The organism is Mycobacterium deserti (assembly GCF_025345615.1).
GTDB classification, from domain to species: Bacteria; Actinomycetota; Actinomycetes; order Mycobacteriales; family Mycobacteriaceae; genus Mycobacterium; species Mycobacterium deserti.
This window is the reverse complement of the sequence record NZ_JAODWD010000003.1, coordinates 474,444-500,998: the sequence shown is the minus strand read 5'-3', so window position 1 is coordinate 500,998 and position 26,555 is coordinate 474,444. Positions and strand designations below refer to the sequence as shown.

Sequence of the window (26,555 nt, the reverse complement as noted above, 5' to 3'; positions counted from 1 at the left end):
GCGCGGCATTCTGTGACTGCTCACCCGGGCAAGTCACGGCGGCCTATGGTGGGATCTATCCCGGCCGAAACGGGGTCCCATGCACGAAATGGCGATAACCCAGAGTGTTGTCGACGCGGTGTGCGAGCACGCCGAGGGACGTCGAGTGCACTGCGTCAGGCTGGAGGTCGGCGCGCTCTGCGCGGTGGTGCCCGACTCGATGCAGTTCTGCTTCGAACTCGCGACGGCGGGCACCGTCGCCGAGGGCGCGCGTCTGGATGTCGACGTCCGCCCCGGCGCGGCTCGCTGCCGCACCTGCGGGGAGAACTTCTTGCTACCCGACCTGATCTTGTTGTGCCCCTGCGGCAGTGCGGATGTCGAGGTGGTGGCGGGCCGGGACCTGAAGATCCTCTCGATGGAAGTGAGCTGACGTGTGCGCAACCTGCGGCTGCGGCGACGACGGGGCGACCGTCACAGCGATGAACGCTCGTGCGACGAGCCGACCGGACGTGTCGGGCCATGCCCATCCGCACGACCACCATCACGACCAGGATCACCATCACGGCCACGATCATGACCATGACCACGACCACGTTCACACCGAGACGATCACCCTCGAGCAGAAGGTGCTCGCAAAGAACGATCTGCTCGCCGAGCGAAACCGCGAGTGGCTGGCCGAACGCCACATCCTGGCGTTCAACCTCACGAGTTCTCCTGGCGCGGGCAAGACAACCCTGCTCGAACGCACCATTCGCGATGTCAGCCGCGACCGACCGGTGGCCGTCATCGAGGGCGATCAAGAGACATTGCTCGACGCCGACCGCATCACCGCCGCCGGCGCGCGGGCTGTGCAAGTCAACACCGGCGCCGGCTGTCATCTCGACGCCGCCATGGTGCACCGTGCGCTGCAGGCGCTCGAGCCCGAACCCGATTCCATCCTGTTCATCGAGAACGTCGGCAATCTCGTCTGCCCGGCGTTGTTCGACCTCGGTGAGCACAGCAAAGTCGTGATCATCTCGGTGACCGAGGGCGACGACAAGCCATTGAAGTACCCGCACATGTTCGCCGCGGCAGGCGTGGTGATCGTGAACAAAATCGACCTACTGCCCTATGTCGCTTTCGATCTTGAAAAATGTTGCGCGCATGTGCGATCGATGAATCGGGGCGCAGAGATCTTGCCGATGTCGGCGACGACGGGTGACGGTAGCGCCGGTTGGTACGACTGGATCGACACTCAGGCAAACTCTGCTTTGTCGCTACGACCCGTTGACAAGACATAGTCCCGGGAGTAAACCGAGAATCAGCGCTGAAGATTCGGCGTCGCGTCACCCGTGACGCTGGGAACCGCAGCCCGGCTCCCGGTCGTGAGGGCCCCAGCCCGGCCCCCAGAAAGCTGTGACACATGCCAAGTGAGGCAGCAGTCAAAGCAGAGGAGGCATTGATCCACGTTCTGTGGATCAACGCCGGATTGAGTTGTGACGGTGATTCGGTGGCGTTGACTGCTGCCACCCAACCCAGCATCGAGGAGATCGCCCTAGGCGCGCTTCCCGGCTTGCCCAAGATCGCCGTCCATTGGCCCCTGATCGATTTCGAGTGCGGACCGAACGGGGGCGCCGACGACTTTCTCGAGTGGTTCTTCAAAGCCGACAGAGGCGAGTTGGAACCATTTGTCCTGGTGGTCGAGGGGTCGATTCCGAACGAGAAGCTCAAGGACGAGGGGTACTGGTGCGGATTCGGTAACGACCCCGCCACCGGCCAACCGATGACCACGAGCGAATGGCTGGACCGGTTGGCACCCAAGGCCACCGCCATCGTCGCGGTAGGAACCTGCGCGACCTACGGCGGCATCCATGCGATGGCAGGCAATCCGACCGGCGCCATGGGTGTCCCGGACTATCTGGGCTGGGACTGGAAGAGCAAAGCCGGCATTCCGATCGTTTGCGTGCCAGGGTGTCCGATTCAGCCGGACAACCTGTCCGAGACCTTGACGTACTTGCTCTACATGGCCACCGATCAAGCTCCGATGATCCCCCTCGACGATGCATTGCGGCCACAGTGGCTGTTCGGCGCCACCGTGCACGAAGGCTGCGACCGGGCCGGCTACTACGAGCAGGGTGATTTCGCCACTGAGTACGGGTCGCCCAAATGCATTGTGAAGCTGGGCTGTTGGGGTCCAGTCGTCAAGTGCAACGTGCCGAAACGCGGGTGGATAAACGGCGTTGGTGGTTGCCCCAACGTCGGCGGCATCTGCATCGGCTGCACCATGCCCGGCTTCCCGGACAAGTTCATGCCGTTCATGGACGAACCGCCGGGCGGCAAAGTGTCGACGGCGGCTTCAGGTCTGTACGGCTCGGTGATCAAGAACCTGCGCAAGGTCACCGGCCGCACTGTCGATAAAGAACCCAAGTGGCGCCATCCTGGCGCCAAACTCACAACCGGAGCGACTCGCACCTGGTAGTTGCGTTCCCTACCCGGGCGGTCGACACCCGCCCGTTCGCCGTCAGACAGCGTGCGGCGCTTTTCTTAAAACGAAAGCGACATTTCGATGGCTACGATCATTCCCCAACCGTCACACGTGAAGCGAGACCCCGGCCAACTCGTCGAGATGGCGTGGGATCCCATCACCCGTATCGTCGGCAGCCTCGGCATCTACACCAAGATCGACTTCGAGAACCGTGAAGTGGTCGAGTGCCACAGCACCTCGTCGATCTTCCGCGGCTACTCGATCTTCATGAAGGGCAAGGATCCTCGCGACGCGCACTTCATCACCAGCCGCATCTGCGGAATCTGCGGCGACAACCACGCCACGTGTTCGTGCTATGCGCAGAACATGGCCTACGGCGTGAAACCGCCGCACCTCGGCGAGTGGCTCATCAACCTGGGTGAGGCTGCGGAATACATGTTCGACCACAACATCTTCCAGGAGAACCTGGTCGGCGTGGACTACTGCGAGAAGATGGTGGCCGAGACCAACCCGAGCGTGCTGGCCAAGGCCGAGAACACCCAGGCGCCACGCGCCGATATGCACGGGCACCGCACGATCGCCGACATCATGCGCTCGCTCAATCCCTTCACAGGTGAGTTCTACCGTGAGGCGCTGCAAGTCAGCCGCTGGACCCGAGAGATGTTCTGCCTCATGGAAGGTCGACACGTTCATCCCTCGACGCTGTATCCCGGCGGCATCGGCACCACGGCAACCGTGCAGTTGATGACCGATTACATGACTCGGCTGATGCGCTACGTGGAGTTCATGAAGAAGGTCGTGCCGATGCACGACGACCTCTTCGACTTCTTCTACGAGGCCCTGCCCGGTTACGACCAGGTGGGTCTGCGACGCACACTGCTGGGCTGCTGGGGCTCGTTCCAGGATCCGGAGTTGTGCAACTTCGAATACAAGGACATGGAGAAGTGGGGCAACGCCATGTTCGTCACGCCGGGGGTGGTGATCGACGGCAAGTTGCACACGCATTCACTGGTGGACATCAACCTCGGCATTCGGATCCTGTTGGGGCACTCGTACTATGACGACTGGGAAGACCAGGAGATGTTCGTCAAGAACGATCCGCTGGGCAATCCCGTGGACCGTCGGCACCCGTGGAACCAGCACACCAATCCTCAGCCACAGAAGCGCGACTTCGACAACAACTACAGCTGGGTGATGTCGCCGCGCTGGTTCGATGGCAAGGATCATCTGGCGCTCGACACAGGTGGCGGCCCGTTGGCACGGCTGTGGTCCACGGCGCTGGCAGGTCTGGTCGACATCGGCTATGTGAAGGCGACCGGCCAGAGTGTGCAGATCAACCTGCCCAAGACCGCGCTCAAGGGACCGGTCGAATTCGAATGGAAGATACCGCAATACGGAAGCAACACGCTTGAGCGCAACCGCGCAAGGACGTACTTCCAGGCCTATGCCGCCGCCTGTGCTCTGCACTTCGCCGAGAAGGCCTTGCTGGAGATCCGTGCCGGCCGTACCAAAACCTGGGAGAAGTTCGAGGTGCCCGACGAGGGCATCGGCTGCGGGTTCACCGAGGCGGTCCGCGGCGTGCTGAGTCACCACATGGTGATCCGGGACGGCAAGATCGCCAACTACCACCCGTATCCGCCGACACCGTGGAACGCCAACCCGCGGGACAGCTACGGCACGCCGGGTCCGTATGAGGACGCGGTGCAGGGCCAGCCCATCTTCGAGGAGAACGACCGGGAACACTTCAAGGGCATCGACGTCATGCGCACGATACGAAGCTTCGACCCGTGCCTGCCGTGCGGCGTGCACATGTATCTGGGCGAGGGGAAGACGCTGGACCTCCTGCACTCCCCCACCCAATCCGTCACCGGGGATTAGGGTATGGCCTCGCAACCACTGCCAGGCCCGCACGAGATCGAGGACGAGGCGCGGTGGCGCACGGCGGGTGATCGGATACAAACCCTGCTCGACGCCTCCGCGGTGGGCGGCGCCGCAGCCTACGAGCGGGCGGTCCAACTGGTCGGCGAGGTGACCGATCTCTACGGCGCGGGCCTGGAGCGGATGCTGCGCATCGCTTTGAGCGTCGACCCGCTGCTGGCCGAACGCTTCGCCGATGACGCTCTGGTCGCCAGTCTGCTGCTCGTGCACGGGTTGCATCCGCACGACGTCACCAAGCGGATCGAGGACGCGCTGGACAGTGTCCGGCCCTACCTGGGCTCCCACGGCGGTGACGTGACGCTGCTCGGAGTTGTCGACGACCCCGACGGCCTCAGCGTCCGGTTGCAGTTCGCGGGCAGCTGCAAGAGTTGCCCGTCCTCTGCGGTCACCCTGGAGCTCACGGTCGAAGACGCGGTCCGGGCGGCAGCGCCAGAAATCGCCACGATAAAAGTTGTCGCCGCCGACGCGACCCCGGAAGCCTATGTGATTCCAGCGGATTCGTTGCTGAATCGCGTTCACCAAAGCACTCGCGGCCCGGTGGACTGGCATGCCTTTCCTGAGCTGGCCGAGCTCGCGCCGGGGGATGTCGGTGGATTCCGCGTGGCGGGCACCATGGTCCTGGCGTGCCGAGTCGGAGACGAGTTGTACGCGTATCACGATCGGTGCGGCAGGTGCCGGGAGTCGCTCGCAGGCGCCGCCCTGCATCGGCGAATGGGCTCGCCCACCGGCGCCGCGGTTCTGCGGTGCCCGAGGTGTCGTGCGCACTTCGATGTCGTCCACGCCGGGGCATGCGTCGACGACAACGCGGACCCACTGACCCGTCTCGATCCGATACCCCTGCTCGACCGCGACGGGGTCCTGTCCCTCGCGATCACGGCCCAGCGCACTGTGGCGGGCATGTCATGACCGGCGCGTTCGACGTGTTGGCACGGATCCGGGCCGATCGCGGCGCTGTCGCACCGGCGGGTGAGCGCTGCGAGATGTGCTCTGAACAGATCGCCGACGAGCACCAGCACGTGGTGAACGTCGAAGGCCGCCAGCTGATGTGCGTGTGCCGCGGCTGCTACCTGCTCTTCACCGATACCAACGCCGACTTGCACTTTCGTGCCGTGCCGGACCGCTACCTTTCCTTTCCGGACTTCGCGCTCGGCCGCCGGGAGTGGCAGCTGCTGCAGATCCCGGTCGGGCTGGCGTTCTTCTTCCGCAACTCGGCGATGGGCCGCACCGTGGCTTTTTATCCCGGCCCTGCGGGAGCGACGGAGTCCGAGCTCGATCTGTCCGCGTGGAACGACATTCGGTCGTCCGATCCGAGGGTGGACCTGCTCGCCGACGATACCGAGGCGCTCATCGTGCGGATGCCCGACGACGACCGGCCGCCGGAATGCCATCTGGTACCGATCGACGCCTGCTACGAGTTCGTCGGCCGCCTGCGCCAGCTGTGGCGCGGGTTCGACGGTGGTCAGCAGGTGCGCGAGTTCATCGACGACTTCTTCGAGCTCGTCGGTACGCGCGGCAAGGCGGTGTCGCCGTGTCCGAGGTGACGTTCGCGGTACTCGACGTGGTGCCCGAAACCTATGCCGTGACACCGGTACTCACCGCACGCATCGGTATCGCGACCGACGGTGACGAGCCTGTGCACGCCATCGCGCTGCGCTGCCAGGTCCGCATCGAGCCGTTGCGTCGCGGGTATACCGACGACGAGGCGGCGGGATTGCTCGACCTGTTCGGCCCGCGTGAACGGTGGGGCACCACCCAGCACAACTTCCTCTGGCAGCACAGCACCACGATGGTGCCGGGGTTCACCGGAACGACGCAGGTCGACCTCCCGCTGGAATGCACCTATGACTTCGAGGTCACCGCGGCCAAGTACTTCCATGCTCTGCGTGACGGCATGATCCCATTGCAATTCCTGTTCAGCGGAACAGTCTTCACCAAGGGCAAGACCAATTTCTCGGTACAACAGGTGCCGTGGGACCGTGAGGACCACTTCGACCTACCGGTGTCGGCGTGGCACGACCTCATGCAGCTGCACTATCCGAACACCGGTTGGCTGCGGTTGACCCGCGACACGCTCGAGGCGCTGGCGCGGTTCAAATCCGGACGCGGCCTGTTGAGTTTCGACGACGCCATCACTTCGTTACTGACCATCCACACCGCGCAGGAGGTTCGATGACCGCTGACTGGGATCACGCGCGCGCCGTCGCCGATGCAGTGCTCTACGAGGGCTACCTGCTCTACCCGTACCGAGCCAGCTCGAGCAAGAACCAATCCCGTTGGCAATTCGGCGTGTTGGGCCCGTCCAGCGCGGCGGAGGCCGGCATCGGTGAGGACCCCTTGCTGTCGACCCAGGTGCTGGTCGCATCTCACGGCCTTCCGATGCTCACGGGTGTGGTGCGATTCCTTCAGTTACAACGCCGCAGTGTCGAACGCGATCTCGGTGACGGCCGCTTCGAACCCGTCGGCGAACTGGTCGCGGATTCGAGTACCTGGGTCAGCTGGGACGAGGCCGTCGAGTGCGAGTTCGCTATCGATCCGTTCCCCGTCATGGGCCTGCCCCGCACGCTCGACATCTCGGTGCCCGGCCACACCGAGGTGGAGACCGTCGACGGCGGCAGGCTGGTGCGCAGTCGCCGTCAGTTACACGGCCGGCTGGAGATCTGCGCGCAGCGCGACGGCGATTACCTGCGGCTCACATTCGACGTGCGCAACACGGCTCTGCCCGCCACGGACAGGGACGAGGCGATCGCTGTGTCGATGATCGGCACGCACATGCTGCTCGAGGTCGCCGACGGCGAGTTCGTGTCCTTGCTCGAACCACCGGATTCCGCCGCCGGCGCGGTCGCGCGGTGTCGCCAGCACCGCTGCTTCCCGGTCCTCGCCGGGCCCTCAGGGCACCGCGACCTGGTGTTGGCATCGCCGATCATCCTCTACGACCACCCCGAGATCGCTGAACAGAGCAAGGGCGCGCTCTACGACTCCACCGAGATCGACGAGATCCTCACTCTGCGGGTCATGACGATGACCGACGACGAGAAGGCCCAGGCACGCGCCACCGATCCACTCGCCGCGGCGATCATCGATCGTTGCGATTCGATGTCGCCCGAGGCGATGCTCGATCTACACGGTGTGTTGCGCAATCCGCATGCGCCGTCGGTCGAACCAGGGCTGATACCGGAGATACCCACAGATGTCGAGTGGTGGGATCCGGCGGCGGACGAGGCAGTACGACCGGATCTGGACGCCGTCCTGGTCAACGGCACTCGCGTCGCTCGGGGCTCCAGGGTGCGACTGCGGCCCTCCCGCCGTGCCGATGCCCAAGATCTGTTCTACGCCGACAAGGTTGCTCGCGTCACCTCCGTACACGAAGACGTCGACGGCGACCAGCACATCGGCGTGGTCATCGAGGACGACCCCGCGGCCGACCTGCACGACTGGTACGGCAGGTACCTGTACTTCGCACCCGACGAGGTCGAACCTGTGGTTGAAGGGAGTTCGAGATGCAAGTAGTTGGCTGGGTGGCTATCGGAGCAGTGGCGGTAGTCGCAGTGGCAGGAGCAGTGATCGGCATCCGGTCCATACCGGATGCCCGACGCTACATGAAGATTCGACGCATGTGATCGCGAGCGAGGTGTCCTCACGTCCCGAATTCTGGTAGCCGGGCTCGGCAACATCTTCCTCGGAGACGACGGCTTCGGCCCCGAGGTGATGCGCCGTGTGCCGCAGAGTCTCGCCGGTCCCCGCGTCGAACTCGTGGACTACGGCATCAGGGGCATGCACCTGGCCTACGACCTGCTCGACGGGTGCCAGGCTCTCGTGCTCGTCGACGCCATTCCGGCGCGAGGCACCCCGGGCAGAATCCACATCATCGAGGCTGACCTCGAAAGCCTCGCGACCACAACGGGACTGGACGCGCACGCGATGGACCCGGCCGCGGTCTTCGCCAGCCTGAACGCACTGGGCGGAAGCCCGCCCCACACAGTGGTGATCGGCTGTGAGGTCCACAGCGTCGAGGAGGGCATCGGGCTGTCCGAGCCTGTCGCGGCGGCCGTGGGAGAAGCGGTGCGGGCAGTCGAGAGCGTGGTGGCCGACTTGCTGGCTCGATCTGCGGTCACGGAGGGCTGAAGCGTGTGTCTTGGGATTCCCGGCCAGGTCGTATCCATGGTGGAGGGATACGGCGATCAGCTGGCCCTCGTCGATGTCGCCGGAGAGCACCGAAAGGTCAACGTCGGCATGCTGCCCGAGGAGACCTTCGCCCCCGGCGACTGGGTGATCATCCACATGGGTTTCGTGGTGGACAAGACCGACAGGGCCGGTGCCGACGCCGCGATGGCGGGGTTGGAGCTGATGGGCCGCGGCCGCAGCACCGAGGATCCGCCATGACCGCGCGGCGTCGGTTGCGCGTCCGCGTGCACGGCGTGGTGCAGGGCGTGGGGTTCCGGCCCTTCGTGTACACCACGGCGGCCGCGCTGGGCCTGACCGGTGCCGTTCGCAACGACAGCGCCGGGGCGGTCATCGAGATCGAGGGCGATGCGGCGGGCGTCGACGAGTTCCTGAACCGGCTGCGCGAGCATCCGCCGCCGTTGGCTGTGGTCGAATCTCTTGATATAGCGCATCTTCCGCCCGCCGGAGGGACGGGATTCGTCATCGCAGGCACCTCGCGGACCGGTGGCGGCCGCACGTTGACCTCCCCCGACGTCGCCATGTGCGCGGACTGCGCAGCCGAGCAACGCGATCCGGCCGACCGTCGCTATCGGCACGCGTTCGTCAACTGCACCAACTGTGGGCCCCGCTTCACGATCATTGAATCGCTGCCCTACGACCGTCGTGCCACGACCATGGCGCCCTTCGCGTTGTGTGCCGACTGCGCACGCGAATACGACGATCCCGCCGATCGCAGATTCCATGCCCAGCCGGTCTGCTGCCCGAACTGCGGGCCGACGCTGACCTACCGCGACGGCAGGGGCCGAACCTCGGACGGCGAGTCCGGGCTGCAACAGGCGCGACGGTTGCTGCGCGACGGTGGCATCCTGGCTGTCAAGGGCATCGGCGGCTACCACCTGGCGTGCGACGCCGCCGACGAGCGCGCCGTCGCCGAGCTGCGGACACGAAAGCGTCGTGGCGACAAGCCGTTCGCCGTGATGGCGCCTGATATGACGACCGCGCGCCGCATGGTCGAGATCGACGACCCGCCGGCACGCATTCTCTGTGGGCCACAGCGGCCCATCGTGCTGCTGCCCCGCCGTCCCGACGCTCCGGTCGCAACGTCGGTGGCGCCACACAACCCCGACCTCGGCGTGCTTCTCGCCTACACGCCGCTGCACGCACTGCTGTTCGGTCTCGCCGGCGACGAACCCGGGCCCGCGGTACTGGTGATGACCTCGGGAAACCTGGCAGGCGAGCCGATCTGCTTCACCGATGACGATGCAGTCAAACGGCTTTCACACCTCGCCGACGCCTGGCTCATGCATGATCGCGCGATCAGGGTTCCCTGCGACGACTCCGTCATACGAGTGGTTTCCGTCGGCCCGGCCGACAAGCCACCCGACGTCGCGCAGGTACCGATCCGGCGTTCCCGCGGATACGCGCCCCTACCCATCGCGTTGCCGGCACCGGTGCCACCGACGCTGGCGGTCGGCGCCGACCTGAAGAACACCATGGCGGTCGCTGACGGCAGGTACGCCTGGTTGAGCCAGCACATCGGCGACATGGACGATTTGGCCACGCTATCCGCTTTCGACTCGGCGCAGCGCCATCTGCAGGAGTTGACCTCCATCACGCCGCAGGTGATCGTCGCCGACTCCCATCCCATGTACCGCTCCACGATGTGGGCGCGTCGAAACGCCGCGGGGCGCCCCGTCAAAATGGTCCAGCACCATCACGCACACATCGCGTCGGTGATGGCCGAGCATGGCCTCGACGGTTCCGCGCAGGTCCTCGGATTCGCCTTCGACGGAACGGGGTACGGGCCGGACGGCGCAGTGTGGGGCGGCGAGGTGCTGCTGGCCAACTACAAGGGCTTTCATCGGCTCGCCCATCTGAAGTATGCCCCGCTGGCAGGTGGTGACATCAGCGTCCGGCGCCCCTACCGAATGGCGTTGGCGCATCTGTGGAACGCAGGAATCTCATGGCACCCCGACCTTGCACCGGTGTCGGCCTGTCCCCCCGACGAGCTCAAAGCCCTCGCCCGGCAGCTCGAGACGGGCTTCGGTTGTACGCCGACCTCCAGTATGGGCCGGCTGTTCGACGCGGTCTCCGCACTCGCCGGCGTGCGACAGGTGGCTGACTACGAAGCGCAGGCGGCGATCGAGTTGGAGAGCCTGACTCGCGGCATCGATTGCGGCGACAGCGCTTACGCATTCGGCCTGGACCGCTCCACCGCCACGGCGCTGATCGACCCGACTGCCGTCCTGCACGCCGTGGTCCGCGACAGGCGGGCCGGAGTGTCGGCAGGCATGATCGGGGCGCGGTTTCACTGCGGCGTCGCCGACCTCGTCGCCGACCTCGCGTGCGCCGAGGCTGAAGTGACACAACCCGTCGCGCTGTCCGGTGGGGTGTTCCAGAACGCGTCGCTCCTGGAGATGACGTTGACTCGGTTACACGCCAAAGGGCTACCGGTGATCACGCACCGAGCCGTGCCGCCGAACGACGGCGGTATCGCATTGGGCCAGCTGCTGGTGGGGAACGCGGGATGACCGCCGACCGACTGTCCCCGGGCCAGGCATTGTTCGGCCGGTATGCCTATCCCCCGAACGAGCTCGGCTACTGCGGACCGACGAGCGGCGGCGGCATGTCCGGACTGGCCTCCCACGCACGAGAATTCGACGGTGCCTGGCCCTACCTGTCTGCGATTGCGGACGCGATGGGAGCGGCCGATGCGCTCGACGAAGAGGTCGTGACCAGCTACTGGGTCGGTGGTCCAGCGCTGGCCAAGGTGGACCCCGCCGAGTTGCTCCCCCGACTGCGCGCCGCGTTCACCGGCCAGGTCACCGGGCTGCTGGATTCGGTCCCCGCCAGTGCGCTTGTACTGGCGCACCACAGTTTCCACGTCTTCGTCGTCTATCCGTGGGTGAGATTCCTGGGTCGTGACGCGGCCACGGCCGTGGGTGTCATGCAGGACTGTCGCATCCGGTGGGGAACGGTCGAATCGGTCACGGGTGAGCGTGTCGTGATCGCGTCCCGACCGCTGCAGCTCGACAACGGCATGCTCACACTCGGCGAGCCGCGGCCTGACAACGTCCAGTGGAAGAAGGGGGAGCTTTCACTGGTGCCCCCGCCAGAACCGGGGATGACGGTTTCCGCGCACTGGGACTGGGTGTGCGCAACTCTGTCCGACGACGAAAGCGCCGAGCTCGAAACTTCCACACGCACGACGCTCGAACTCGTGAATTCCTATGTCGAGCAAGGAGTTCGATCATGACCACCACAATCGCTCCGGGCGGATCATACGTCGACGCCGGGTTGTCGGCTGATCTCGCTGCCGCTGCGCTGGATATGGCTCGCAGGTTCGCTGACGGAGCCACACTCTGGGTGATCTCACCCCAGTGGGAACCTCACGCCCATCACGTCGCCGTCGAGTTCGTGCATCCGGTGGTCATGGGCAAACGGGCGCTGCCGTCGGTTGCACTCGTCGAACCGGACCCCGTCGCCCAGGCGAGGGTGGCAAGTCAGCCAGGCGATCTGCTGATCGCGGTCGCGTCGGCGAACGAGCCTTCTGTCATCGACGCCATGCGCCGCGCGCAGGCGTGGGGCGTGTTGACGATATGGATCGGTTCGGGCCCGCGCCCACCTGCGGGGGCCGCCAACCACGTTCTCTGGGTCGACTCGGATGATCCGATGGTGCCGGCCACCGGCACATTCGTGTTGATGTACCACCTGCTTTGGGAGCTCACACACGTCTGCTTCGAGCATCCCGGACTGCTGAAGCCGACCGCGTGTACAGAGGACGTCTGCGTGACATGCGGCGACGAGGGCCGTCTCGGTGAGGTGCTGCTGGCGCCGGCCGACGGCTCGAGTGCTGCGCTCGTGCGTACTGACAGCGGCGAGGAGTGGGTGGACGTCACACTGCTCGGTGCCGTCGACCCCAACGACCTCGTCCTACTTCATGCCGGCGCCGCCATCGCACGCCTCGAATCCGAGGAGGTACTCCGATGACCGGCGACGATGCCACCGGCTTCCTGTATCCGTTCATCGACTCCGAGGAGACCGACGCGACAAGCCTGCTGGGCGACCTCGCGGCATCGGCCAGGGCCAAGGCCGGCGAAAGCGCCCGCTTGCAAGGCGAATCACTCGCCGAGTACGGCGATGCCCTGACCGCGGCGGGCACTCGAATGGCCGACCGGTTCCGTCGTGGCGGCCGCCTCTACACGTTCGGCAACGGCGGCAGCTCCACCGACGCCGCGACGCTGGCGTCGCTGTTCAGCAGGCCGGCGCGGGGCCGTCCCGTCGCGGCATGGTCGCTGGCCGCCGACAACGCCGTCGTCACAGCGCTGGGCAACGACGTCGGGTTCGAGCTGATCTTCAAGCGCCAGATCATCGCCCACGCCCGCGACCGGGACGTCGCGATCGCGCTGTCGACGTCCGGTAACTCCGACGACCTGATGACGGCGATCACCGAAGCCAAGCAGCGCGGACTGCTGACAATCGGATTCTCCGGCCACGACGGCGGCAGGATGGCCGTCGCTGCGGATCTCGACTACTGCTTCACCGTGCACAGCCAGAGCATCCACCGCATCCAGGAGAGTCACGCCATGCTCGGCTATCAACTCTGGTCGGTAGCACAGGCACACGTGGCCCGTCCGCCGGATTCACTGCGTCCTAGAAACGGAGCCCGAACCCCATGACAAGAGCCGTGAGCGCCGCCGAACGCGAAGACCGTGTGCTGGAACGGATCGACAAGTTCCGGCAGCGAAGGCCGAGGCTCCTCGAAGACGTGGTGACGCTCGCGCACGGAGCCGGCGGCAAGTCGTCGGCGGCACTCGTCGACGCCGTGTTCCTCGAGGCCTTCCGCAATGACGAGCTCGAACAGCTGGGAGACGCTGCGGCGCTTCACACCCCGTCAGGTGAGCGCCTGGCGTTCTCCACCGACTCGTATGTCGTTTCCCCGCGACGCTTTCCGGGCGGGTCCATCGGCCACGTCGCGGTACACGGAACGATCAACGACCTGGCGGTGTCGGGCGCACGCCCACAATGGCTATCGGCGGCGTTCGTGATCGAGGAAGGCTTCCCAATCGCCGAACTGCGCGAGATCGTCGCCGACATGAGCGAAGCCGCGCTGAGCGCAGGCGTGCAGATCGTCACCGGCGACACCAAGGTGGTCGGTAAAGGTGCCGCCGACGGCGTCTACATCTGCACGGCAGGGGTGGGCGTGATCCCCCCGGGCAGGCAGCTGTCCCGCGAAGTCGTCCAAGCCGGGGACAAGGTCGTGCTGTCGGGAACCATTGGCGAGCACGGGATGGCGGTCATGCTCGCCCGCGGCGACCTGGCCATCGACGCCGACATCGCCTCCGACACCGCGCCGGTCCACGAACTGGTCGAGATCCTGCTGGGTGCCGCACCGTCGACCCGGTGGATGCGCGACGCGACACGCGGCGGGGTCGGCACCGTGGCCAACGAACTGGTCAAGGACTCGCCGTTCGCGCTGATCCTCGACGAGGACAAACTGCCGGTGCAGCCACAGGTGCTCGGTGCGTGCGACATGCTCGGCATCGACCCGCTGTATGTGGCCAACGAGGGCAAGTTCGTCGCCATCGTCCCCGCCACCGAGGCCGACGCCGCGATCGCCGCACTGCGGACACATCCGCTGGGTGCGCAGGCCGCCGTGGTCGGGGAGATCGTGCCCGAACCTCACGGAATCGTGGCATTACGAACGTCTTTCGGCGGCAGCCGGATCGTCGACATGCTCGTCGGTGACCCGCTACCGCGAATCTGCTGAAGGAGAACGACATGTGTCTGGGCATTCCCGGTCAGGTAGTCGACATCGTCGACGCCGAACAGTCGCTGGCCAAAGTCGATGTCAACGGCGTCCGCAGGAACATCAGCGTGCGCCTTCTGGCCGACGACAACCTTCGGATCGGCGACTGGGTGCTGGTGCACGTCGGCTTCGCGATGGCAAAGATCGACGAACACGAGGCGAAACTGACGCTCGACCAGGTGCAGAAGATGGGCGCCGACTACGCCAACGAGATCGAAGCCTTCAACTCCTGCGAAATCGCCTGAGAGGCTTGACATGAAGTTCGTAGACGAATTTCGCGACCCGGCGGCCGCACGTGCGCTGGTCAAATCGATCACCGAACTCGCCGGCACCGACGAGTTCAAGTTCATGGAGGTGTGCGGCGGCCACACTCACACCATCTATCGGCACGGCATCGAACACCTCTTACCGGAAACGGTCGAGTTGGTGCACGGCCCAGGATGTCCGGTGTGTGTGATCCCGATGGGCCGCGTCGACGACGCGATGTGGCTGGCCGAGCAGCCAAACGTCATCTTCACGACCTTCGGCGACATGATGCGGGTGCCCGGGTCCAGGGGCAGCCTGATCGAGGCCAAGGCCCGCGGGGCCGACGTGCGGTTCGTGTACTCGCCGCTCGACGCGCTCAAAGTCGCGCTCGACAACCCGGACAAACACGTGGTGTTCTTCGCGGTCGGTTTCGAGACGACAGCCCCGTCCACCGCAGTGACGCTGGTGCGCGCCCGCGCCCTGGGCGTGCAGAACTTCACTGTGTTCTGCAACCACGTGACGATCGTTCCGCCGATCAAAGCGATCCTGGAGTCGCCCGACCTTCGGTTGTCCGGATTCCTCGGGCCCGGCCATGTCTCGACGGTCGTGGGCCTTCGGCCGTACCGGTTCGTCCCGGAGGTGTACCGAAAGCCGATGGTGGTAGCCGGGTTCGAGCCACTCGACATCCTGGCCTCAGTGCACATGCTGCTGCAGCAGATCCGCGAAGGGCGCTGCGAGGTGGAGAACCAGTACACGCGGGTGGTACGTGCCGAAGGCAACACCCAGGCGCTCAAGCTGATGGCCGAGACGTTCGAGCTGCGGCCGCATTTCGAGTGGCGCGGACTGGGTTTCATCTCCCAAAGTGCACTGAAGGTCCATCGCGACTACGCCGAGTTCGACGCGGAAGTCCGATTCGAGATGCCCGGCGTGCGGGTGGCCGACCCCAAGGCGTGTCAATGCGGTGAGGTCCTCAAAGGTGTGATCAAGCCGTGGGAGTGCAAGGTGTTCGGCACCGCGTGCACGCCCGAGACTCCGATCGGGACATGCATGGTCTCTCCTGAGGGTGCCTGTGCGGCGTACTACAACTTCGGCCGATTGCACCGCGAAACGGCACTGGTGCTCGGCCAGCGCGCCTAGACGTCGCCGCAGCGGATGCGGCGAGGATGAGGAGTAGCAGTCATGACGAAACCGGAAGAACGGGGCACGCGCGGCACCGGGTCAGACGAACCATCGGGCGGGCCGGTGGACCGGCCGTCGGGCACCTACACGGGCGACGAGTCCGTTCCCACACACGACGACGGCGGGAAGCCCGACTTCGAGACGGGCTTCACCAACGAGCCACCGAAAGACGTCGAACCGGCGATACCGCCCTACGAGGGCCGACAGACCACGGCCAAGCCGGCCGACGGCGGGGACGAAGGTGGGGAACGGACCGGCGGGGCGGTCAAGCCCGTCACCGATACCGACTACAAGGCCGCGTCGCCGGACGATACGCCGGGCGGGGCCACCGCATCGCCGGCCGACGAGCAGCCCGCGTCGCAGATGCCGGAGTCGGACCGCGATGACGACCGGGCGGGCCCGTCGCACACCGCGGGTACCGGTCGCGCTGAGGACAAGCGCTAGCGGCTCACCACTGATCGCGTGGGACGTCGAAGTCCGCGCACAGCGCCCGCCAGACGTCCCGCGGATCCACTCCGTCCTCGATGGCCTGCTGCGCGGTCCGCCCGCCCAGCGCAGTCAACACATGGTCGACGAGAAGCGACGTGCCTCGCACAGACCCGAACTGGCCCTCGACGAGGTCACGAAATTCCGTCAACCGCACGCGGCCAACTTACGCCGACGCCTTCAACGCGTCATGGCACACCCGTACCGGATCGGCAACGTCCGCCGATGACGCGCCGGCCCGTTGCGCGGCTTCCCGGTAGCGCGGTGACGAGAGCACCTCCGCTGCGGCCGCCGCGAGCGCTGGGGCCGTCAGCGGCCGCACCAGCTGCCCACTACCCTGACGCACAACGCGATTGGCGATCTCCCACTGATCGCCACCGCCGGGAACCACCACCAACGGCACACCGGACAGCAGCGCCTTGGACACCATCCCGTGCCCTCCACCGCAGATAGCCAGGTCGGCCTGCGCCAGCAGCTCGTCCTGCCGACCGAGGCCGACCGTCGCCCATGGCGGCACCGCCACGTGCGCGCCGCCCAGCCGCGACACCACAACCCTCGACCCTTCCGGCAGGACTTCCCCCGGCACGAGGGTTTCGAGTGCCAGTTCGGCGACCCCTCGTGCGCCGGTCGTCGCAGTGGAGGGAGCAACAACCACGACGGGACCGGAGCCGGGCGCAACCTCCAATACCGATGACGTCGGTTCGAAATGCAGTGGACCGACGACGACGGCCTCGCGCGGCCAGTCGGGCCGGGGCACCTCCAGCGCGGGAAGCGTGGCAATCAGGCGCCGCAGCGGGCCGGGATCGTCTGCCGGCAGACCAATTTCGACGCGTACAGCGGAGCGCTGACGTAGCCCCTCGCGCCACGACCGGGCGGTCAGCGCCCGCATCAGCGCGTCGCGCAGTCGGCCTTTGAGCCCGACGCCGGGCGCCAGACCGCTGCCCAGCGGCGGCAGTCCCTTCGACGGGCGGTACAGCGGATGCGGGTTCAGCTCGATCCACGGCAGGCCAAGCAGCTCGGCGGCCAGCCCACCCGCGGCGGTGATCACATCCGAGACGACGAGCTCGGGCGCGATGTCGCGCAGGCGTGGGACGTTGAGCACCGCCATGCGCGCGGCCCGCTGGTGGATCTTGGCGCCGGCGTCGGTGTCGTCGTCGAGGTCGGTCGGGTCCAGGCCGGCGAGTTCGACCGCGTCGAGGCCTACGGCGCGGGCGGTGTCCAGCCAGTCGGTGCCCGTCAGCAGGGTCGGGGCATCGCCCGCGGCGAGGAAACGGCGACACAAGGCGATCGCCGGGAAGGCGTGCCCGGGATCGGGCCCGGCGACCACTGCGACGCGCATTTGGGCCTACCCTGCCACAGCGCCCCGCCACTAGGCTTGGAGGCCATGACCGACCAGACTGTCCCTCCCCTGTCCGACGTCGAGAATGCGCGCACGGTCGAGACCTTCCTCTACGCGCTGCAGGACGAGGACTTCGACACCGCGCAGGAGTTGATGTCCGACGACATCGTCTGGGAGAACGTCGGATGGCCCACCCTGCGGGGCCGGAAGCGGATCATGGCCATCTTCCGCCGCGGTGAGGGCAAGGCCGGCTTCGAGGTCAAGATCCACCGCATCGCCGCCGAAGGCAATGCCGTGCTGACCGAACGCACGGACGCACTGGTGTTCGGGCCGCTGCGCCTGCAGTTCTGGGTGTGCGGGACCTTCGAGGTGCACGCGGGTCGAATCACGCTGTGGCGCGACTATTTCGACGTTCTGGACTTCCTCAAGGCGACGGCGCGCGGACTGGCCGCGACGGTGTTCCCGTCTTTGCGGGCTTCTCTGTAGACGGCTTACGCCCCGCGAAGGTGACCGAGCTCGTCGAACGCCTGGGCCCAGCCCACGAGCCGATCGGTGGCGTCGGACAGCTGATCGCGGTAACGCTGCTGGGCCATCGGTGAGCTGGACATCGATCCGGTGTTGGCGGCGGACACCAATTGCGCTGCGGCGTCGACCATTTCGTTGTACTGACGCGCGCCGTGTTCGAGCTGGGCGGTGAACGCCTGGATCGTCGGGGTCAGATGCGCCCGCGCCTGCGGCGCGGAACCGATGGTGCGCTCCATCGACACCACCTCGTTGGCCGTCGCGGCCATCGTGGCGGCGGTGTGGTTGGCCGCCGCGGTCAGCTCGCGGAATTCGTCTGCCGGCAGCAGCCGGCCCCGCTCCATGACGCCCAGCAGCGAGAACAACCCGCGCTCCGATGCCGCCAGCGCGGCCATCGGCTGACGCGCAGCAGAACCCCACGGTGGGAGGCGCCGGGTGGCGCGTGAGCGCGGCGGCGGCAGTGGCTCGCCGCGCAGCCAGCGATAACGCAGGAAGCACAACGTCGCCAGGAAGGCCGCGCCCGCCGCGATCGGTGCGGGGATGAACAGCGCCCATACCGGCGTGCTCCACGAGGCCAGCAGCCCCGTCACCCCCACCCAGAAGACGCTGGAGACGGCGAAGAAGACCCCGAGGCGCAGCGCCCAGCGCCGCTTGCGCAGCAACTTGGCCCGCGGATCGGCCGCCGCGTTCAGCTTGTTGGCCACGACGTCGGACCAGTCAGCGGCCGTGTCGACCCCGCGCTGCACCAACGAGCGCCACGCTTCTGGCCTGCCTCCGGGTGTCTTCACTGCCATATGCCAAAAACCTATTGCGAGAGCGGGTTTTCCGGCGTTGCCTGCGGATTGCTGGCCGGGGTTGCCGGGGTGGCGGCCGGCGCGCCGCCCGCGGGCAGCTGCTCACCGCGCATGGACGCGCGGATCTGCTCCAGTCGCGAATGCCCGGCCATCTGGACACTCTGATGCTGCACTTCGAGCATCCGACCCTGAACCGAGTTCTGAGCGAGCTCCGCCGACCCGATGGCATTGGCATACCGGCGCTCGATCTTGTCGCGCACCTCGTCGAGGCTCGGGGTGTTACCCGGGGCCGCAAGTTCGCTCATCGACCGCAGCGAGGATGAGACCTGCTCCTGCATCTTGGCCTGTTCGAGCTGGCTGAGCAGCTTGGTGCGCTCGGCGATCTTCTGCTGCAGCATCATCGCGTTCTGCTCGACGGCCTTCTTGGCCTGACCCGCCGCCTGCAGCGCCTGGTCGTGCAGACCCTTGAGGTCCTCGACGCTCTGCTCCGAGGTCACCAACTGCGCGGCGAACGCCTCGGCGGCGTTGGTGTATTCGGTGGCCTTGGCGGCGTCACCCGCGGCGGTGGCCTGGTCGGCCAGCGTCAGCGCCTGCCGGACGTTGACCTGCAATTTCTCGATGTCGGCGAGCTGGCGGTTCAGTCGCATCTCCAGCTGGCGCTGGTTTCCGATGACCTGAGCCGCCTGCTGCGTCAGTGCCTGGTGCTGCCGCTGCGCTTCCTCGATGGCCTGCTGAATCTGCACCTTCGGGTCGGCGTACTCGTCGACCTTCGAGCTGAACAGCGCCATGAGGTATTTCCACGCCTTGGCGAACGGATTGGCCATGTCAGTTCACTCCGCCTTCGTATCGGTGTGCGGCTTTCGTGCCGCCCAATCTATCGGGTCGGCGCATATCGCCACACCTGGTACGTGTGGACTCATCAACGCGGCTCGTCCACCGCGTCCGACGAAACCGGTTCAGGCCACCGCCAGGGACACGACCTGCGGGATGACGACCTTGGTGGCCGCATCGATGTTGGCCGCGCTGGCACGCAGGAACGCCTTGTGCTCCTGGGTGGCCATCTGCTCGCCGGCATCGGAGAGCACCCGCGACAGCGGGACATCCAGCGCGGTGCAGATGGCACCCAGAAGCTCGCTCGACGCTTCTTTGCGTCCGCGCTCCACCTCGGAGAGGTAACCCAGGCTGACCCGGGCCGAGTCGGACACTTCGCGCAGGGTGCGACCCTGATCCGTGCGGGCACGACGCAGCACGTCGCCGATCACCTCGCGCAGCAATGCCGTCATCGTGCACTCCTTCCCAGTGTTGCTTAGTACTAGGGCAACGCTGCGACTTGTCAGGATGGTTCCCGAATTGCGCAGATCACTTGCGAGCCTCGACGGACTCCAGTCAGGACGCCGGTCGGGTACGGGAGTCCCTGATCGCGGATACGACGTAATCCGCGCCCGTGACCACCGTCAGCACGACGGCCACCCACATGATCACCCACGCCCCGGCCAGCCAGGCACCCGAGAGCGGCAGCACGAAAAGCCCGATGGCGACGGCTTGAACAAGGGTCTTGAGTTTGCCGCCGCGGCTGGCCGGGATGACGCCACGTCGCAGCACGGCGAACCGCAGCACCGTGATTCCGATCTCACGGACCAGGATCACCACGGTCAGCCACCACGGCAGGTCCCCCAGCATCGACAGCCCGATCAACGCGGCACCGATCAGCGCCTTGTCGGCGATGGGATCGACCAGCGTGCCGAACTCGGTCACCATGCCGTAGCTGCGCGCGAGCGCCCCGTCGAGCCGGTCGGTGAGCACGGCGACGGTGAAGATCACGAAAGCGATTACCCGCCAGAAGGTTTCATGGCCATCGCCGACGAAGAGGGCGGCCAGGAACACCGGAACCAACGCCAAACGCACGCCGGTGAGCATGTTCGCAATGTTCGCGACGCGAGCACGCGGAACCACCGGATCGGTATGGGGTTGGCCCGGCACCGCAACAGAATATCCGTTGCCCGAACCGATATTCTCCACCTGTGAGCGCAGAGTCCGATCGGGTCGTCGTCCGGCGCGCCCGAACCTCGGACGTTCCCGCGATCAAAGCTCTGGTCGACATCTACTCCGGCAAGATCCTGCTGGAGAAGAACCTGGTCACGCTCTACGAGGCCGTGCAGGAGTTCTGGGTCGCCGAGTTGAACGGCGAACTGATCGGCTGCGGCGCGTTGCACGTGCTGTGGTCCGACCTCGGCGAGGTGCGCACCGTGGCGGTGCACCCCAAAGTCAAGGGCCGTGGCGTGGGGCACGCGATCGTGGACCGGTTGCTGGACGTGGCGCGCGAACTGCATCTGCAGCGCATCTTCGTGCTCACCTTCGAAGTCGAATTCTTCTCCCGGCACGGCTTTGCGGAGATCGACGGCACACCTGTCACGGCCGAGGTCTTCGAGGAGATGTGCCGCTCCTACGACACCGGCGTCGCCGAATTCCTCGACCTGTCCTATGTGAAGCCGAACATTCTCGGTAACACGCGAATGCTGTTGACGCTCTAGTCTTCCTCGTCATCCTCGCTGCCATCGGCATTGGCCCCACCGCGGATCAACGCCAGCGTTCCCGCCAGTTCGTCGGGCTTGACCAGCACCTCGCGGGCCTTGGACCCCTCCGACGGCCCGACGATGTTGCGGGTCTCCATCAGATCCATCAGCCGACCCGCCTTGGCGAACCCAACCCGCAGCTTGCGCTGCAGCATCGACGTCGACCCGAACTGGCTCGACACGACCAGTTCGACGGCCTGCAGGAACACATCCATGTCGTCGCCGATGTCGGGGTCGACGTCGGTCCGCTCACCGGTGGTCTTGGCCGTCGTGACGCCCTCGGTGTACTCCGGCTCGGCCTGCGCCTTGGTGGCCTCGACGACGGCGTGGATCTCCTCGTCGGTGATGTAGGCGCCCTGTAGCCGAATCGGCTTGTTCGCGCCCATCGGCAGGAACAGTCCGTCGCCCATACCGATGAGCTTCTCGGCGCCCTGCTGGTCGAGGATGACGCGGCTGTCGGTCAGCGACGACGTCGCGAACGCCAGCCGCGAGGGCACGTTGGTCTTGATCAGACCGGTGACGACGTCGACCGACGGACGCTGGGTGGCCAGCACCAGGTGGATGCCCGCCGCTCGGGCCTTCTGGGTGATGCGCACAATCGCGTCCTCGACGTCGCGGGGTGCGGTCATCATGAGGTCGGCCAACTCGTCGACGATCGCGACGACGTACGGGTACGGCTTGTACTCGCGCTGGCTGCCCAGTGGTGCGGTGATCTCCCCCGAGCGCACCTTCTTGTTGAAGTCGTCGATGTGGCGCACCCGCGACGCCTGCATGTCCTGGTAGCGCTGCTCCATCTCCTCGACCAGCCAGGCCAGCGCCGCGGCGGCCTTCTTCGGCTGCGTGATGATCGGTGTGATGAGGTGCGGGATGCCCTCGTAGGGCGTCAGTTCCACCATCTTCGGGTCGATCAGGATCATCCTGACCTCTTCGGGCGTGGCCCGCGCGAGCAGCGACACCAGCATCGAGTTGACGAAACTCGACTTGCCCGAACCGGTCGAACCCGCGACCAGTAGGTGCGGCATCTTGGCGAGATTCGCCGAAACGTATTCGCCCTCGATGTCCTTTCCGAGTCCGATCACCAACGGGTGGTGGTCCCCGCGGGTCCCCGGATCGGTCAGCACATCCGCCAGCCGCACCATCTCACGGTCGACGTTGGGCACCTCGATGCCCACCGCGGACTTGCCGGGGATCGGCGCGAGCATTCGAACGCTTTCGGTGGCCACGGCGTAGGCGATATTGCGTTGCAGCGCAGTGATTTTCTCGACCTTGACACCGGGGCCCAGTTCAACCTCGTAACGGGTGACGGTCGGACCGCGGGTGCAGCCGGTGACCGAGGCGTTGACCTTGAACTGGTCGAGCACCTCGCTGATGGCCTCGATCATGCGGTCATTGCCCGCACTGCGCTTCTTCGGCGGGTCGCCCGCGACCAGCAAGTCCAGCGACGGGAGCGTGTACGGCCCGTCGACGACCCGATCCAGCGACATCGTCTGCTGCTGCTTGGCAGGCTTCTTCTTCCGGGGCCGCACCGCCGGCTCGGGGATCGTCGGCGCCTCGTCCTCGATCGGGTAGTTGTCCATCGGAGTGCCGGCCGGCCAAAGCTGCGCCTCATCATGCTGGGCGGCCGGGTCGTCGTAATAGCCGTCGGAGAAGTCCTCGGGCTCGCGCACGACGTCGGGCTCGTCGTCGTAATAGTCCTCGTCGTAGTCCTCACCGCGGAATGCTCGAGCAGAGAACAGGGTCCGTACGGTCGACGGGACGTCGCGGATCGTCGTGCCGGTCACCAACAAGACACCGAAGAGCACGCCGATGAACAGCAGTGGCGCCGCGATCCACGCGGTCAGTCCGTCGGCCAACGGGCCGCCGATCGCGAACCCGATGAAGCCCGTCGCGTGCTGCCGTTCGGTCGGGTCGACCGGCGAGCCGGCCCACAGGTGCCACAGCCCGAGCGCGGGCAGTGCGATCATCGCGGCGCCGAGGATCAGTCGCGGCCGCGCGTCGGGATCGGGTTCGGTGCGCATCAGCACGACGGCGATGGCGGCCAGCGCGATGGGCAGCAGCAGGACCGCCGAACCGATCAGCACCCGAAAAAACGTGTCGACCCACTCCCCGACGGGGCGGGCGGCATCGAACCACGAGCTCGCCGCGATCACCACGGCGAAGCCGAGCAGGGCCAGCGCGATACCGTCCCGCCGGTGGCCCGGTTCGAGGTCACGGGCCCGGCCGACCGAGCGCGCCGTCGACCCGGCGCCCTTGGCCAGCATCAGCCAACCTGCCCTGACTCCGCGTCCCACTGTCGCGCCGGCGGACGAAACCGGCGACGCAGTGCGCCGCGGCGCGGGCTTGCGGCGGGGTGTCGCGCGGGACCCAGCCCGAGTGCCCGCCTTTGACCTGCTCGAACGGGCGCCCGAGCGGGCAACGGTCTTACTAGCCATGCGTGCAAGCGTAGTCGCAGATGCCCCAAAATCACCATCTGCCACACGGGTCACAGATTCGTATCGATCGAGACTCGCACGCGACGTAGCGTGCGAAATGACGACAACCGACCAGACCGCGAGCCTTCCCACGTCCAGCAAGGTGCTGTGCGCCCTGTACGCGGCGATCAGCCTCGCGGCGCTGATCGCGACGTGGAGCCAGAATCTCGCCTATTCCGACCGTGGCGGCCAGTTCCTCGTCGCGTTCTGGGCTGACACAAAGGCGAACGCGGCCGCGAGGTCGATCACCGCCGATATCGCCTTGTTCCTGCTCGCCGCGGCGATCCTGATGGTCGTCGAGGCCCGCAAGCACGGCGTCGCGTTCGTCTGGGCGTACATCATCGGCGGATGTGTCGTAGCGATAAGCGTGACGTTCCCGCTGTTCCTCATCGCCCGCGAAGTGCGAATCGCAAGGACGGCGTCGACACCGCTGACGATCGGCGACAAAGCAGGTCTGGTCGCCCTGTCGATCGCCACCGCGGCATTCGTGTTCTGGGTCGACGTGGTCTGACGTCAGTCGAGTGACCGTGAGTAGGCTGAGCACTCGTCCAACCCGGAACTCATCGAGGAGCTCTCGCGCATGCCCGTCGTCGTCGTCGCCACCATGACAGCCAAGCCCGAATCGGTCGACACGGTTCGCGAGGCGTGCAAGCAGGCCATCGAGGCGGTGCACGACGAGCCAGGCTGCCAGCTGTACGCGCTCCACGAAGCCAACGGCACCTTCGTGTTCGTCGAGCAGTGGGCCGACGAGGATGCGCTGAAGACGCACAGCACCGCCCCGGCCGTCGCGACGCTGTTCGGCACCGTCGGTGAGCATCTCGACGGTGCGCCCGACATCAAAATGCTGCAGCCGGTGGTCGCCGGCGACCCGGCCAAAGGCCAGATCCGGTCCTGATGGCAGGCTTGCAGGGAAAAGTCGCCTTCATCACGGGCGCCGCACGAGGACAGGGCCGCGCGGAGGCGGTGCGGCTGGCGTCCGACGGAGCCGACATCATCGCCGTCGACATCTGCGAGCAGATCGCCTCCGTGCCCTATCCGTTGGCATCCGCCGAGGATCTCGCCGCGACGGTCAAGCTGGTCAAGGACACCGGAGCGCGAATCGTGGCGCAGCAGGCCGACGTTCGCGACCAGGATGCGTTGAACAAGGCGCTGCAGGCGGGCCTCGATGAGCTGGGCCGGCTGGACATCGTCGTCGCCAACGCCGGCATCGCGCCGATGCAGGCGGGTGCCGACGGCTGGCGCGATGTGATCGACGTCAACCTCACCGGTGTACACCACACCGTCGAAGTCTCGACGCCACACCTGGTCGCGCAGGGCGACGGCGGATCGATCGTGCTGACCAGTTCGGTGGCGGGGCTGATCGGCGTCGGCAGCGACGACCCCGGCGCCATCGGTTACGTCGCGGCCAAACACGGCATCGTCGGCCTGATGCGCCTCTACGCGAACCTGTTGGCTAAGCACAGTATTCGGGTAAATTCGGTGCATCCAGCGGGTGTGGACACACCGATGATCAACAACGACGCAACGCGCGCGTGGCTCGGCAGCATCGCCGAGAAGTCACCGCAGGACATGGGCAACGCGCTGCCGGTGCAGGTGTTGCAACCGGAGGACATCGCCAACGCGGTGGCGTGGCTGGCGTCAGACGACGCCCGCTACATCACGGGGGTCGCGCTGCCGGTCGACGCAGGTTCGGTCAACAAGCGCTGAGCCGATGGCCCGACGAGATCCCGCCGCCGAGACCGCCTTCGGCCCGATGGTGCAGGTGGCCATCGAGCAATACGAGCCACCGGAACGCCGCCTGGTCTTCGACGATCTCGCCGGATCGTTCGTGCCGTCCGGCCAGCGCTTGCTGGTCCGCGCCATGCGATGGCGGCCGTTGCGTCGCCTGACAGTGTGGGCGGGCGAGAGAACCGTTGCCGGCGCGTGGTCGATCATCACGTGCCGCAAGCGGTACATCGACGACAGGTTGGCCGAGGCGCTGGCCTCGATCGAGAGTGTCGTGATTCTCGGCGCCGGTATGGACACGAAGGCCTACGGGCTCGCGCGTAGGTCCGACATCCCGATCTTCGAAGTCGACCTTCCTGTGAACATCGCGAGGAAGAAGGCGGCCGTAGAGCACGCAATCGGATCGGTGCCCCCGTCGGTTCATTTGGTGCCGTTGGATTTCGAACGCGACGACTTGATCGGCACACTGACTGGTCACGGCTACCGGGCCGAGCACTGCACGTTCTTCATCTGGGAGGGCGTGACGCAGTACCTGACCGAGGACGCGGTCCGGGCCACCCTCACTGCCATGCAGACAGCGGCGTCGGGCAGCCGGCTGGCGTTCACCTACGTCCGCAGGGACTTCATCGACGGAGCGAATTTGTACGACGCCGGGCCCTTGTACAAGCGGTTCAGGCAACGTCAGCAGGTGTGGAAGTTCGGCTTGGACAGTGCCGACGTTGCTTCGTTCCTCGCCGAATACGGTTGGCGCCTCGTCGAACAGGCGGGGGCCGACTTCTACCAGCGTCACTACCTCGGGCCCGCGGGTCGCACGCTGAGCGCGTCGAATCTCGAGTGGACGGCGTACGCCGAGAAGATGTAGCCGGCGA

The 26,555-nt window shown here is 66.3% G+C and carries 32 protein-coding genes; 25 read left to right on the top strand and 7 right to left on the bottom strand.

The genetic code is table 11. From position 1 onward, the window contains the following. The first annotated feature begins 79 nt into the window (after nt 1–79). The 19 genes from N4S67_RS13800 (at nt 80) to N4S67_RS13715 (ending at nt 16,220) form a co-directional block, all read left to right on the top strand. On the top strand, nt 80–409 hold the full coding sequence (locus N4S67_RS13800) for a hydrogenase maturation nickel metallochaperone HypA/HybF (RefSeq protein WP_260993537.1): 330 nt from the start codon (nt 80–82) through the stop codon (nt 407–409). A 1-nt stretch (nt 410) separates the two neighbouring features. Then, nucleotides 411–1,259 carry a hydrogenase nickel incorporation protein HypB gene (hypB, locus tag N4S67_RS13795; RefSeq protein ID WP_260993536.1) on the top strand — a complete coding sequence of 283 codons (849 nt, stop codon included), beginning with the start codon at nt 411–413 and terminating at the stop codon, nt 1,257–1,259. A gap of 122 nt (nt 1,260–1,381) precedes the next feature. Continuing rightward, the gene (locus tag N4S67_RS13790; RefSeq protein ID WP_260993535.1) at nt 1,382–2,437 is read left to right on the top strand and encodes an NADH-quinone oxidoreductase subunit B family protein; all 1,056 of its coding nucleotides are present in this window, start codon (nt 1,382–1,384) and stop codon (nt 2,435–2,437) included. An 87-nt stretch (nt 2,438–2,524) separates the two neighbouring features. Further along, a complete protein-coding gene (locus tag N4S67_RS13785) occupies nt 2,525–4,321 on the top strand; it encodes a nickel-dependent hydrogenase large subunit (protein WP_260993534.1) in 1,797 nt (598 codons plus the stop codon). A 3-nt stretch (nt 4,322–4,324) separates the two neighbouring features. Then, on the top strand, nt 4,325–5,287 hold the full coding sequence (locus N4S67_RS13780; RefSeq protein WP_260993533.1) for a NifU family protein: 963 nt from the start codon (nt 4,325–4,327) through the stop codon (nt 5,285–5,287). Beyond that, nucleotides 5,284–5,922: a DUF5947 family protein gene (locus tag N4S67_RS13775; protein WP_260993532.1), complete on the top strand. Its 639-nt coding sequence runs from the start codon at nt 5,284–5,286 to the stop codon at nt 5,920–5,922. Before N4S67_RS13780 ends, N4S67_RS13775 begins: the two co-directional genes overlap by 4 nt. Then, on the top strand, nt 5,910–6,554 hold the full coding sequence (locus tag N4S67_RS13770; RefSeq protein ID WP_260993531.1) for a DUF6084 family protein: 645 nt from the start codon (nt 5,910–5,912) through the stop codon (nt 6,552–6,554). Before N4S67_RS13775 ends, N4S67_RS13770 begins: the two co-directional genes overlap by 13 nt. Further along, nucleotides 6,551–7,888: a hypothetical protein gene (locus N4S67_RS13765; protein WP_260993530.1), complete on the top strand. Its 1,338-nt coding sequence runs from the start codon at nt 6,551–6,553 to the stop codon at nt 7,886–7,888. Before N4S67_RS13770 ends, N4S67_RS13765 begins: the two co-directional genes overlap by 4 nt. Next, the gene (locus N4S67_RS28050; protein ID WP_390893358.1) at nt 7,879–7,998 is read left to right on the top strand and encodes a DUF6893 family small protein; all 120 of its coding nucleotides are present in this window, start codon (nt 7,879–7,881) and stop codon (nt 7,996–7,998) included. The genes N4S67_RS13765 and N4S67_RS28050 overlap by 10 nt, the downstream gene beginning before the upstream one ends. A 28-nt stretch (nt 7,999–8,026) precedes the next feature. Continuing rightward, entirely contained in the window at nt 8,027–8,503 is a 477-nt protein-coding gene (locus tag N4S67_RS13760; protein ID WP_260994036.1) for a hydrogenase maturation protease, read from the top strand. A gap of 3 nt (nt 8,504–8,506) precedes the next feature. Beyond that, the gene (locus N4S67_RS13755) at nt 8,507–8,761 is read left to right on the top strand and encodes a HypC/HybG/HupF family hydrogenase formation chaperone (RefSeq protein ID WP_260993529.1); all 255 of its coding nucleotides are present in this window, start codon (nt 8,507–8,509) and stop codon (nt 8,759–8,761) included. Further along, nucleotides 8,758–11,073 (top strand): carbamoyltransferase HypF, encoded by a 2,316-nt coding sequence (hypF, locus tag N4S67_RS13750; RefSeq protein ID WP_260993528.1) that lies wholly within the window; start codon nt 8,758–8,760, stop codon nt 11,071–11,073. The genes N4S67_RS13755 and hypF overlap by 4 nt, the downstream gene beginning before the upstream one ends. Further along, nucleotides 11,070–11,798: a DUF6390 family protein gene (locus N4S67_RS13745; protein ID WP_260993527.1), complete on the top strand. Its 729-nt coding sequence runs from the start codon at nt 11,070–11,072 to the stop codon at nt 11,796–11,798. Before hypF ends, N4S67_RS13745 begins: the two co-directional genes overlap by 4 nt. Further along, a complete protein-coding gene (locus tag N4S67_RS13740) occupies nt 11,795–12,532 on the top strand; it encodes a hydrogenase assembly protein HupF (protein WP_260993526.1) in 738 nt (245 codons plus the stop codon). The genes N4S67_RS13745 and N4S67_RS13740 overlap by 4 nt, the downstream gene beginning before the upstream one ends. After that, nucleotides 12,529–13,221 carry a D-sedoheptulose-7-phosphate isomerase gene (locus N4S67_RS13735; RefSeq protein WP_260993525.1) on the top strand — a complete coding sequence of 231 codons (693 nt, stop codon included), beginning with the start codon at nt 12,529–12,531 and terminating at the stop codon, nt 13,219–13,221. Before N4S67_RS13740 ends, N4S67_RS13735 begins: the two co-directional genes overlap by 4 nt. Beyond that, entirely contained in the window at nt 13,218–14,312 is a 1,095-nt protein-coding gene (gene hypE, locus N4S67_RS13730; RefSeq protein ID WP_260993524.1) for a hydrogenase expression/formation protein HypE, read from the top strand. The genes N4S67_RS13735 and hypE overlap by 4 nt, the downstream gene beginning before the upstream one ends. A gap of 11 nt (nt 14,313–14,323) precedes the next feature. Further along, nucleotides 14,324–14,596: a HypC/HybG/HupF family hydrogenase formation chaperone gene (locus N4S67_RS13725; protein ID WP_260993523.1), complete on the top strand. Its 273-nt coding sequence runs from the start codon at nt 14,324–14,326 to the stop codon at nt 14,594–14,596. A 10-nt stretch (nt 14,597–14,606) separates the two neighbouring features. Then, a complete protein-coding gene (gene hypD / locus N4S67_RS13720) occupies nt 14,607–15,734 on the top strand; it encodes a hydrogenase formation protein HypD (protein WP_260993522.1) in 1,128 nt (375 codons plus the stop codon). 42 nt (nt 15,735–15,776) lie between these two features. Next, a complete protein-coding gene (locus N4S67_RS13715; RefSeq protein ID WP_260993521.1) occupies nt 15,777–16,220 on the top strand; it encodes a hypothetical protein in 444 nt (147 codons plus the stop codon). A gap of 4 nt (nt 16,221–16,224) precedes the next feature. Here the strand turns inward: N4S67_RS13715 and N4S67_RS13710 are convergent, their stop codons facing one another. Together N4S67_RS13710 and N4S67_RS13705 are read right to left on the bottom strand one after the other, a co-directional pair. Continuing rightward, nucleotides 16,225–16,419, bottom strand: coding sequence for a DUF3046 domain-containing protein (locus N4S67_RS13710; protein ID WP_260993520.1), 195 nt, complete (start codon nt 16,417–16,419; stop codon nt 16,225–16,227). A gap of 9 nt (nt 16,420–16,428) precedes the next feature. Then, nucleotides 16,429–17,601 carry a glycosyltransferase gene (locus tag N4S67_RS13705; RefSeq protein WP_260993519.1) on the bottom strand — a complete coding sequence of 391 codons (1,173 nt, stop codon included), beginning with the start codon at nt 17,599–17,601 and terminating at the stop codon, nt 16,429–16,431. Between the two features lie 45 nt (nt 17,602–17,646). Between N4S67_RS13705 and N4S67_RS13700 the strand changes: the two genes are divergently transcribed. Further along, a complete protein-coding gene (locus N4S67_RS13700) occupies nt 17,647–18,087 on the top strand; it encodes a limonene-1,2-epoxide hydrolase family protein (protein ID WP_260993518.1) in 441 nt (146 codons plus the stop codon). Between the two features lie 5 nt (nt 18,088–18,092). Here N4S67_RS13700 and pspM read toward each other — a convergent pair whose 3' ends face one another. The 4 genes from pspM to pgsA form a co-directional block, all read right to left on the bottom strand. Then, a complete protein-coding gene (gene pspM, locus N4S67_RS13695; protein WP_260993517.1) occupies nt 18,093–18,917 on the bottom strand; it encodes a phage shock envelope stress response protein PspM in 825 nt (274 codons plus the stop codon). A gap of 11 nt (nt 18,918–18,928) precedes the next feature. Beyond that, the gene (pspA, locus tag N4S67_RS13690) at nt 18,929–19,741 is read right to left on the bottom strand and encodes a phage shock protein PspA (protein WP_260993516.1); all 813 of its coding nucleotides are present in this window, start codon (nt 19,739–19,741) and stop codon (nt 18,929–18,931) included. 132 nt (nt 19,742–19,873) lie between these two features. Next, complete coding sequence (clgR, locus tag N4S67_RS13685; RefSeq protein WP_260993515.1) at nt 19,874–20,200, bottom strand: transcriptional regulator ClgR; 327 nt, start codon at nt 20,198–20,200, stop codon at nt 19,874–19,876. A gap of 103 nt (nt 20,201–20,303) precedes the next feature. Next, nucleotides 20,304–20,897, bottom strand: a complete 594-nt coding sequence (gene pgsA / locus N4S67_RS13680; protein WP_260993514.1) for a CDP-diacylglycerol--glycerol-3-phosphate 3-phosphatidyltransferase — start codon at nt 20,895–20,897, stop codon at nt 20,304–20,306. 41 nt (nt 20,898–20,938) lie between these two features. Between pgsA and N4S67_RS13675 the strand changes: the two genes are divergently transcribed. Further along, nucleotides 20,939–21,448 (top strand): amino-acid N-acetyltransferase, encoded by a 510-nt coding sequence (locus tag N4S67_RS13675; RefSeq protein ID WP_260993513.1) that lies wholly within the window; start codon nt 20,939–20,941, stop codon nt 21,446–21,448. Here the strand turns inward: N4S67_RS13675 and N4S67_RS13670 are convergent. Further along, entirely contained in the window at nt 21,445–23,922 is a 2,478-nt protein-coding gene (locus N4S67_RS13670; protein ID WP_260993512.1) for an FtsK/SpoIIIE family DNA translocase, read from the bottom strand. The two genes, N4S67_RS13675 and N4S67_RS13670, sit on opposite strands and share 4 nt — an antisense overlap. 97 nt (nt 23,923–24,019) lie before the next feature. Between N4S67_RS13670 and N4S67_RS13665 the strand changes: the two genes are divergently transcribed. The 4 genes from N4S67_RS13665 (at nt 24,020) to N4S67_RS13650 (ending at nt 26,548) form a co-directional block, all read left to right on the top strand. After that, complete coding sequence (locus N4S67_RS13665) at nt 24,020–24,472, top strand: DUF2834 domain-containing protein (protein ID WP_260993511.1); 453 nt, start codon at nt 24,020–24,022, stop codon at nt 24,470–24,472. 69 nt (nt 24,473–24,541) lie between these two features. Then, complete coding sequence (locus N4S67_RS13660; protein ID WP_260993510.1) at nt 24,542–24,856, top strand: putative quinol monooxygenase; 315 nt, start codon at nt 24,542–24,544, stop codon at nt 24,854–24,856. Then, entirely contained in the window at nt 24,856–25,668 is an 813-nt protein-coding gene (locus tag N4S67_RS13655; protein WP_260993509.1) for a mycofactocin-coupled SDR family oxidoreductase, read from the top strand. Before N4S67_RS13660 ends, N4S67_RS13655 begins: the two co-directional genes overlap by 1 nt. Before the next feature lie 4 nt (nt 25,669–25,672). Further along, complete coding sequence (locus N4S67_RS13650; protein ID WP_260993508.1) at nt 25,673–26,548, top strand: SAM-dependent methyltransferase; 876 nt, start codon at nt 25,673–25,675, stop codon at nt 26,546–26,548. Nucleotides 26,549–26,555: the final 7 nt, after the last annotated feature.

Bases quoted from the DNA above. Each gene is read 5' to 3' on its own strand.
- N4S67_RS13790 (WP_260993535.1), top strand. From the start codon at position 1,382: ATGCCAAGTGAGGCAGCAGTCAAAGCAGAGGAGGCATTGATCCACGTT.
- pspA (WP_260993516.1), bottom strand. From the start codon at position 19,741: ATGGCCAATCCGTTCGCCAAGGCGTGGAAATACCTCATGGCGCTGTTC.
- pspM (WP_260993517.1), bottom strand. From the start codon at position 18,917: ATGGCAGTGAAGACACCCGGAGGCAGGCCAGAAGCGTGGCGCTCGTTG.
- N4S67_RS13775 (WP_260993532.1), top strand. From the start codon at position 5,284: ATGACCGGCGCGTTCGACGTGTTGGCACGGATCCGGGCCGATCGCGGC.
- N4S67_RS13665 (WP_260993511.1), top strand. From the start codon at position 24,020: ATGACGACAACCGACCAGACCGCGAGCCTTCCCACGTCCAGCAAGGTG.
- hypF (WP_260993528.1), top strand. From the start codon at position 8,758: ATGACCGCGCGGCGTCGGTTGCGCGTCCGCGTGCACGGCGTGGTGCAG.
- N4S67_RS13660 (WP_260993510.1), top strand. From the start codon at position 24,542: ATGCCCGTCGTCGTCGTCGCCACCATGACAGCCAAGCCCGAATCGGTC.
- N4S67_RS13800 (WP_260993537.1), top strand. From the start codon at position 80: ATGCACGAAATGGCGATAACCCAGAGTGTTGTCGACGCGGTGTGCGAG.
- N4S67_RS13735 (WP_260993525.1), top strand. From the start codon at position 12,529: ATGACCGGCGACGATGCCACCGGCTTCCTGTATCCGTTCATCGACTCC.
- N4S67_RS13700 (WP_260993518.1), top strand. From the start codon at position 17,647: ATGACCGACCAGACTGTCCCTCCCCTGTCCGACGTCGAGAATGCGCGC.
- N4S67_RS13725 (WP_260993523.1), top strand. From the start codon at position 14,324: ATGTGTCTGGGCATTCCCGGTCAGGTAGTCGACATCGTCGACGCCGAA.
- N4S67_RS13655 (WP_260993509.1), top strand. From the start codon at position 24,856: ATGGCAGGCTTGCAGGGAAAAGTCGCCTTCATCACGGGCGCCGCACGA.
- N4S67_RS13705 (WP_260993519.1), bottom strand. From the start codon at position 17,601: ATGCGCGTCGCAGTGGTCGCCGGGCCCGATCCCGGGCACGCCTTCCCG.
- clgR (WP_260993515.1), bottom strand. From the start codon at position 20,200: ATGACGGCATTGCTGCGCGAGGTGATCGGCGACGTGCTGCGTCGTGCC.
- hypD (WP_260993522.1), top strand. From the start codon at position 14,607: ATGAAGTTCGTAGACGAATTTCGCGACCCGGCGGCCGCACGTGCGCTG.
- N4S67_RS13745 (WP_260993527.1), top strand. From the start codon at position 11,070: ATGACCGCCGACCGACTGTCCCCGGGCCAGGCATTGTTCGGCCGGTAT.
- N4S67_RS13650 (WP_260993508.1), top strand. From the start codon at position 25,673: ATGGCCCGACGAGATCCCGCCGCCGAGACCGCCTTCGGCCCGATGGTG.
- N4S67_RS13740 (WP_260993526.1), top strand. From the start codon at position 11,795: ATGACCACCACAATCGCTCCGGGCGGATCATACGTCGACGCCGGGTTG.
- N4S67_RS13780 (WP_260993533.1), top strand. From the start codon at position 4,325: ATGGCCTCGCAACCACTGCCAGGCCCGCACGAGATCGAGGACGAGGCG.
- N4S67_RS13715 (WP_260993521.1), top strand. From the start codon at position 15,777: ATGACGAAACCGGAAGAACGGGGCACGCGCGGCACCGGGTCAGACGAA.
- N4S67_RS13765 (WP_260993530.1), top strand. From the start codon at position 6,551: ATGACCGCTGACTGGGATCACGCGCGCGCCGTCGCCGATGCAGTGCTC.
- hypE (WP_260993524.1), top strand. From the start codon at position 13,218: ATGACAAGAGCCGTGAGCGCCGCCGAACGCGAAGACCGTGTGCTGGAA.
- N4S67_RS13670 (WP_260993512.1), bottom strand. From the start codon at position 23,922: ATGGCTAGTAAGACCGTTGCCCGCTCGGGCGCCCGTTCGAGCAGGTCA.
- N4S67_RS28050 (WP_390893358.1), top strand. From the start codon at position 7,879: ATGCAAGTAGTTGGCTGGGTGGCTATCGGAGCAGTGGCGGTAGTCGCA.
- N4S67_RS13785 (WP_260993534.1), top strand. From the start codon at position 2,525: ATGGCTACGATCATTCCCCAACCGTCACACGTGAAGCGAGACCCCGGC.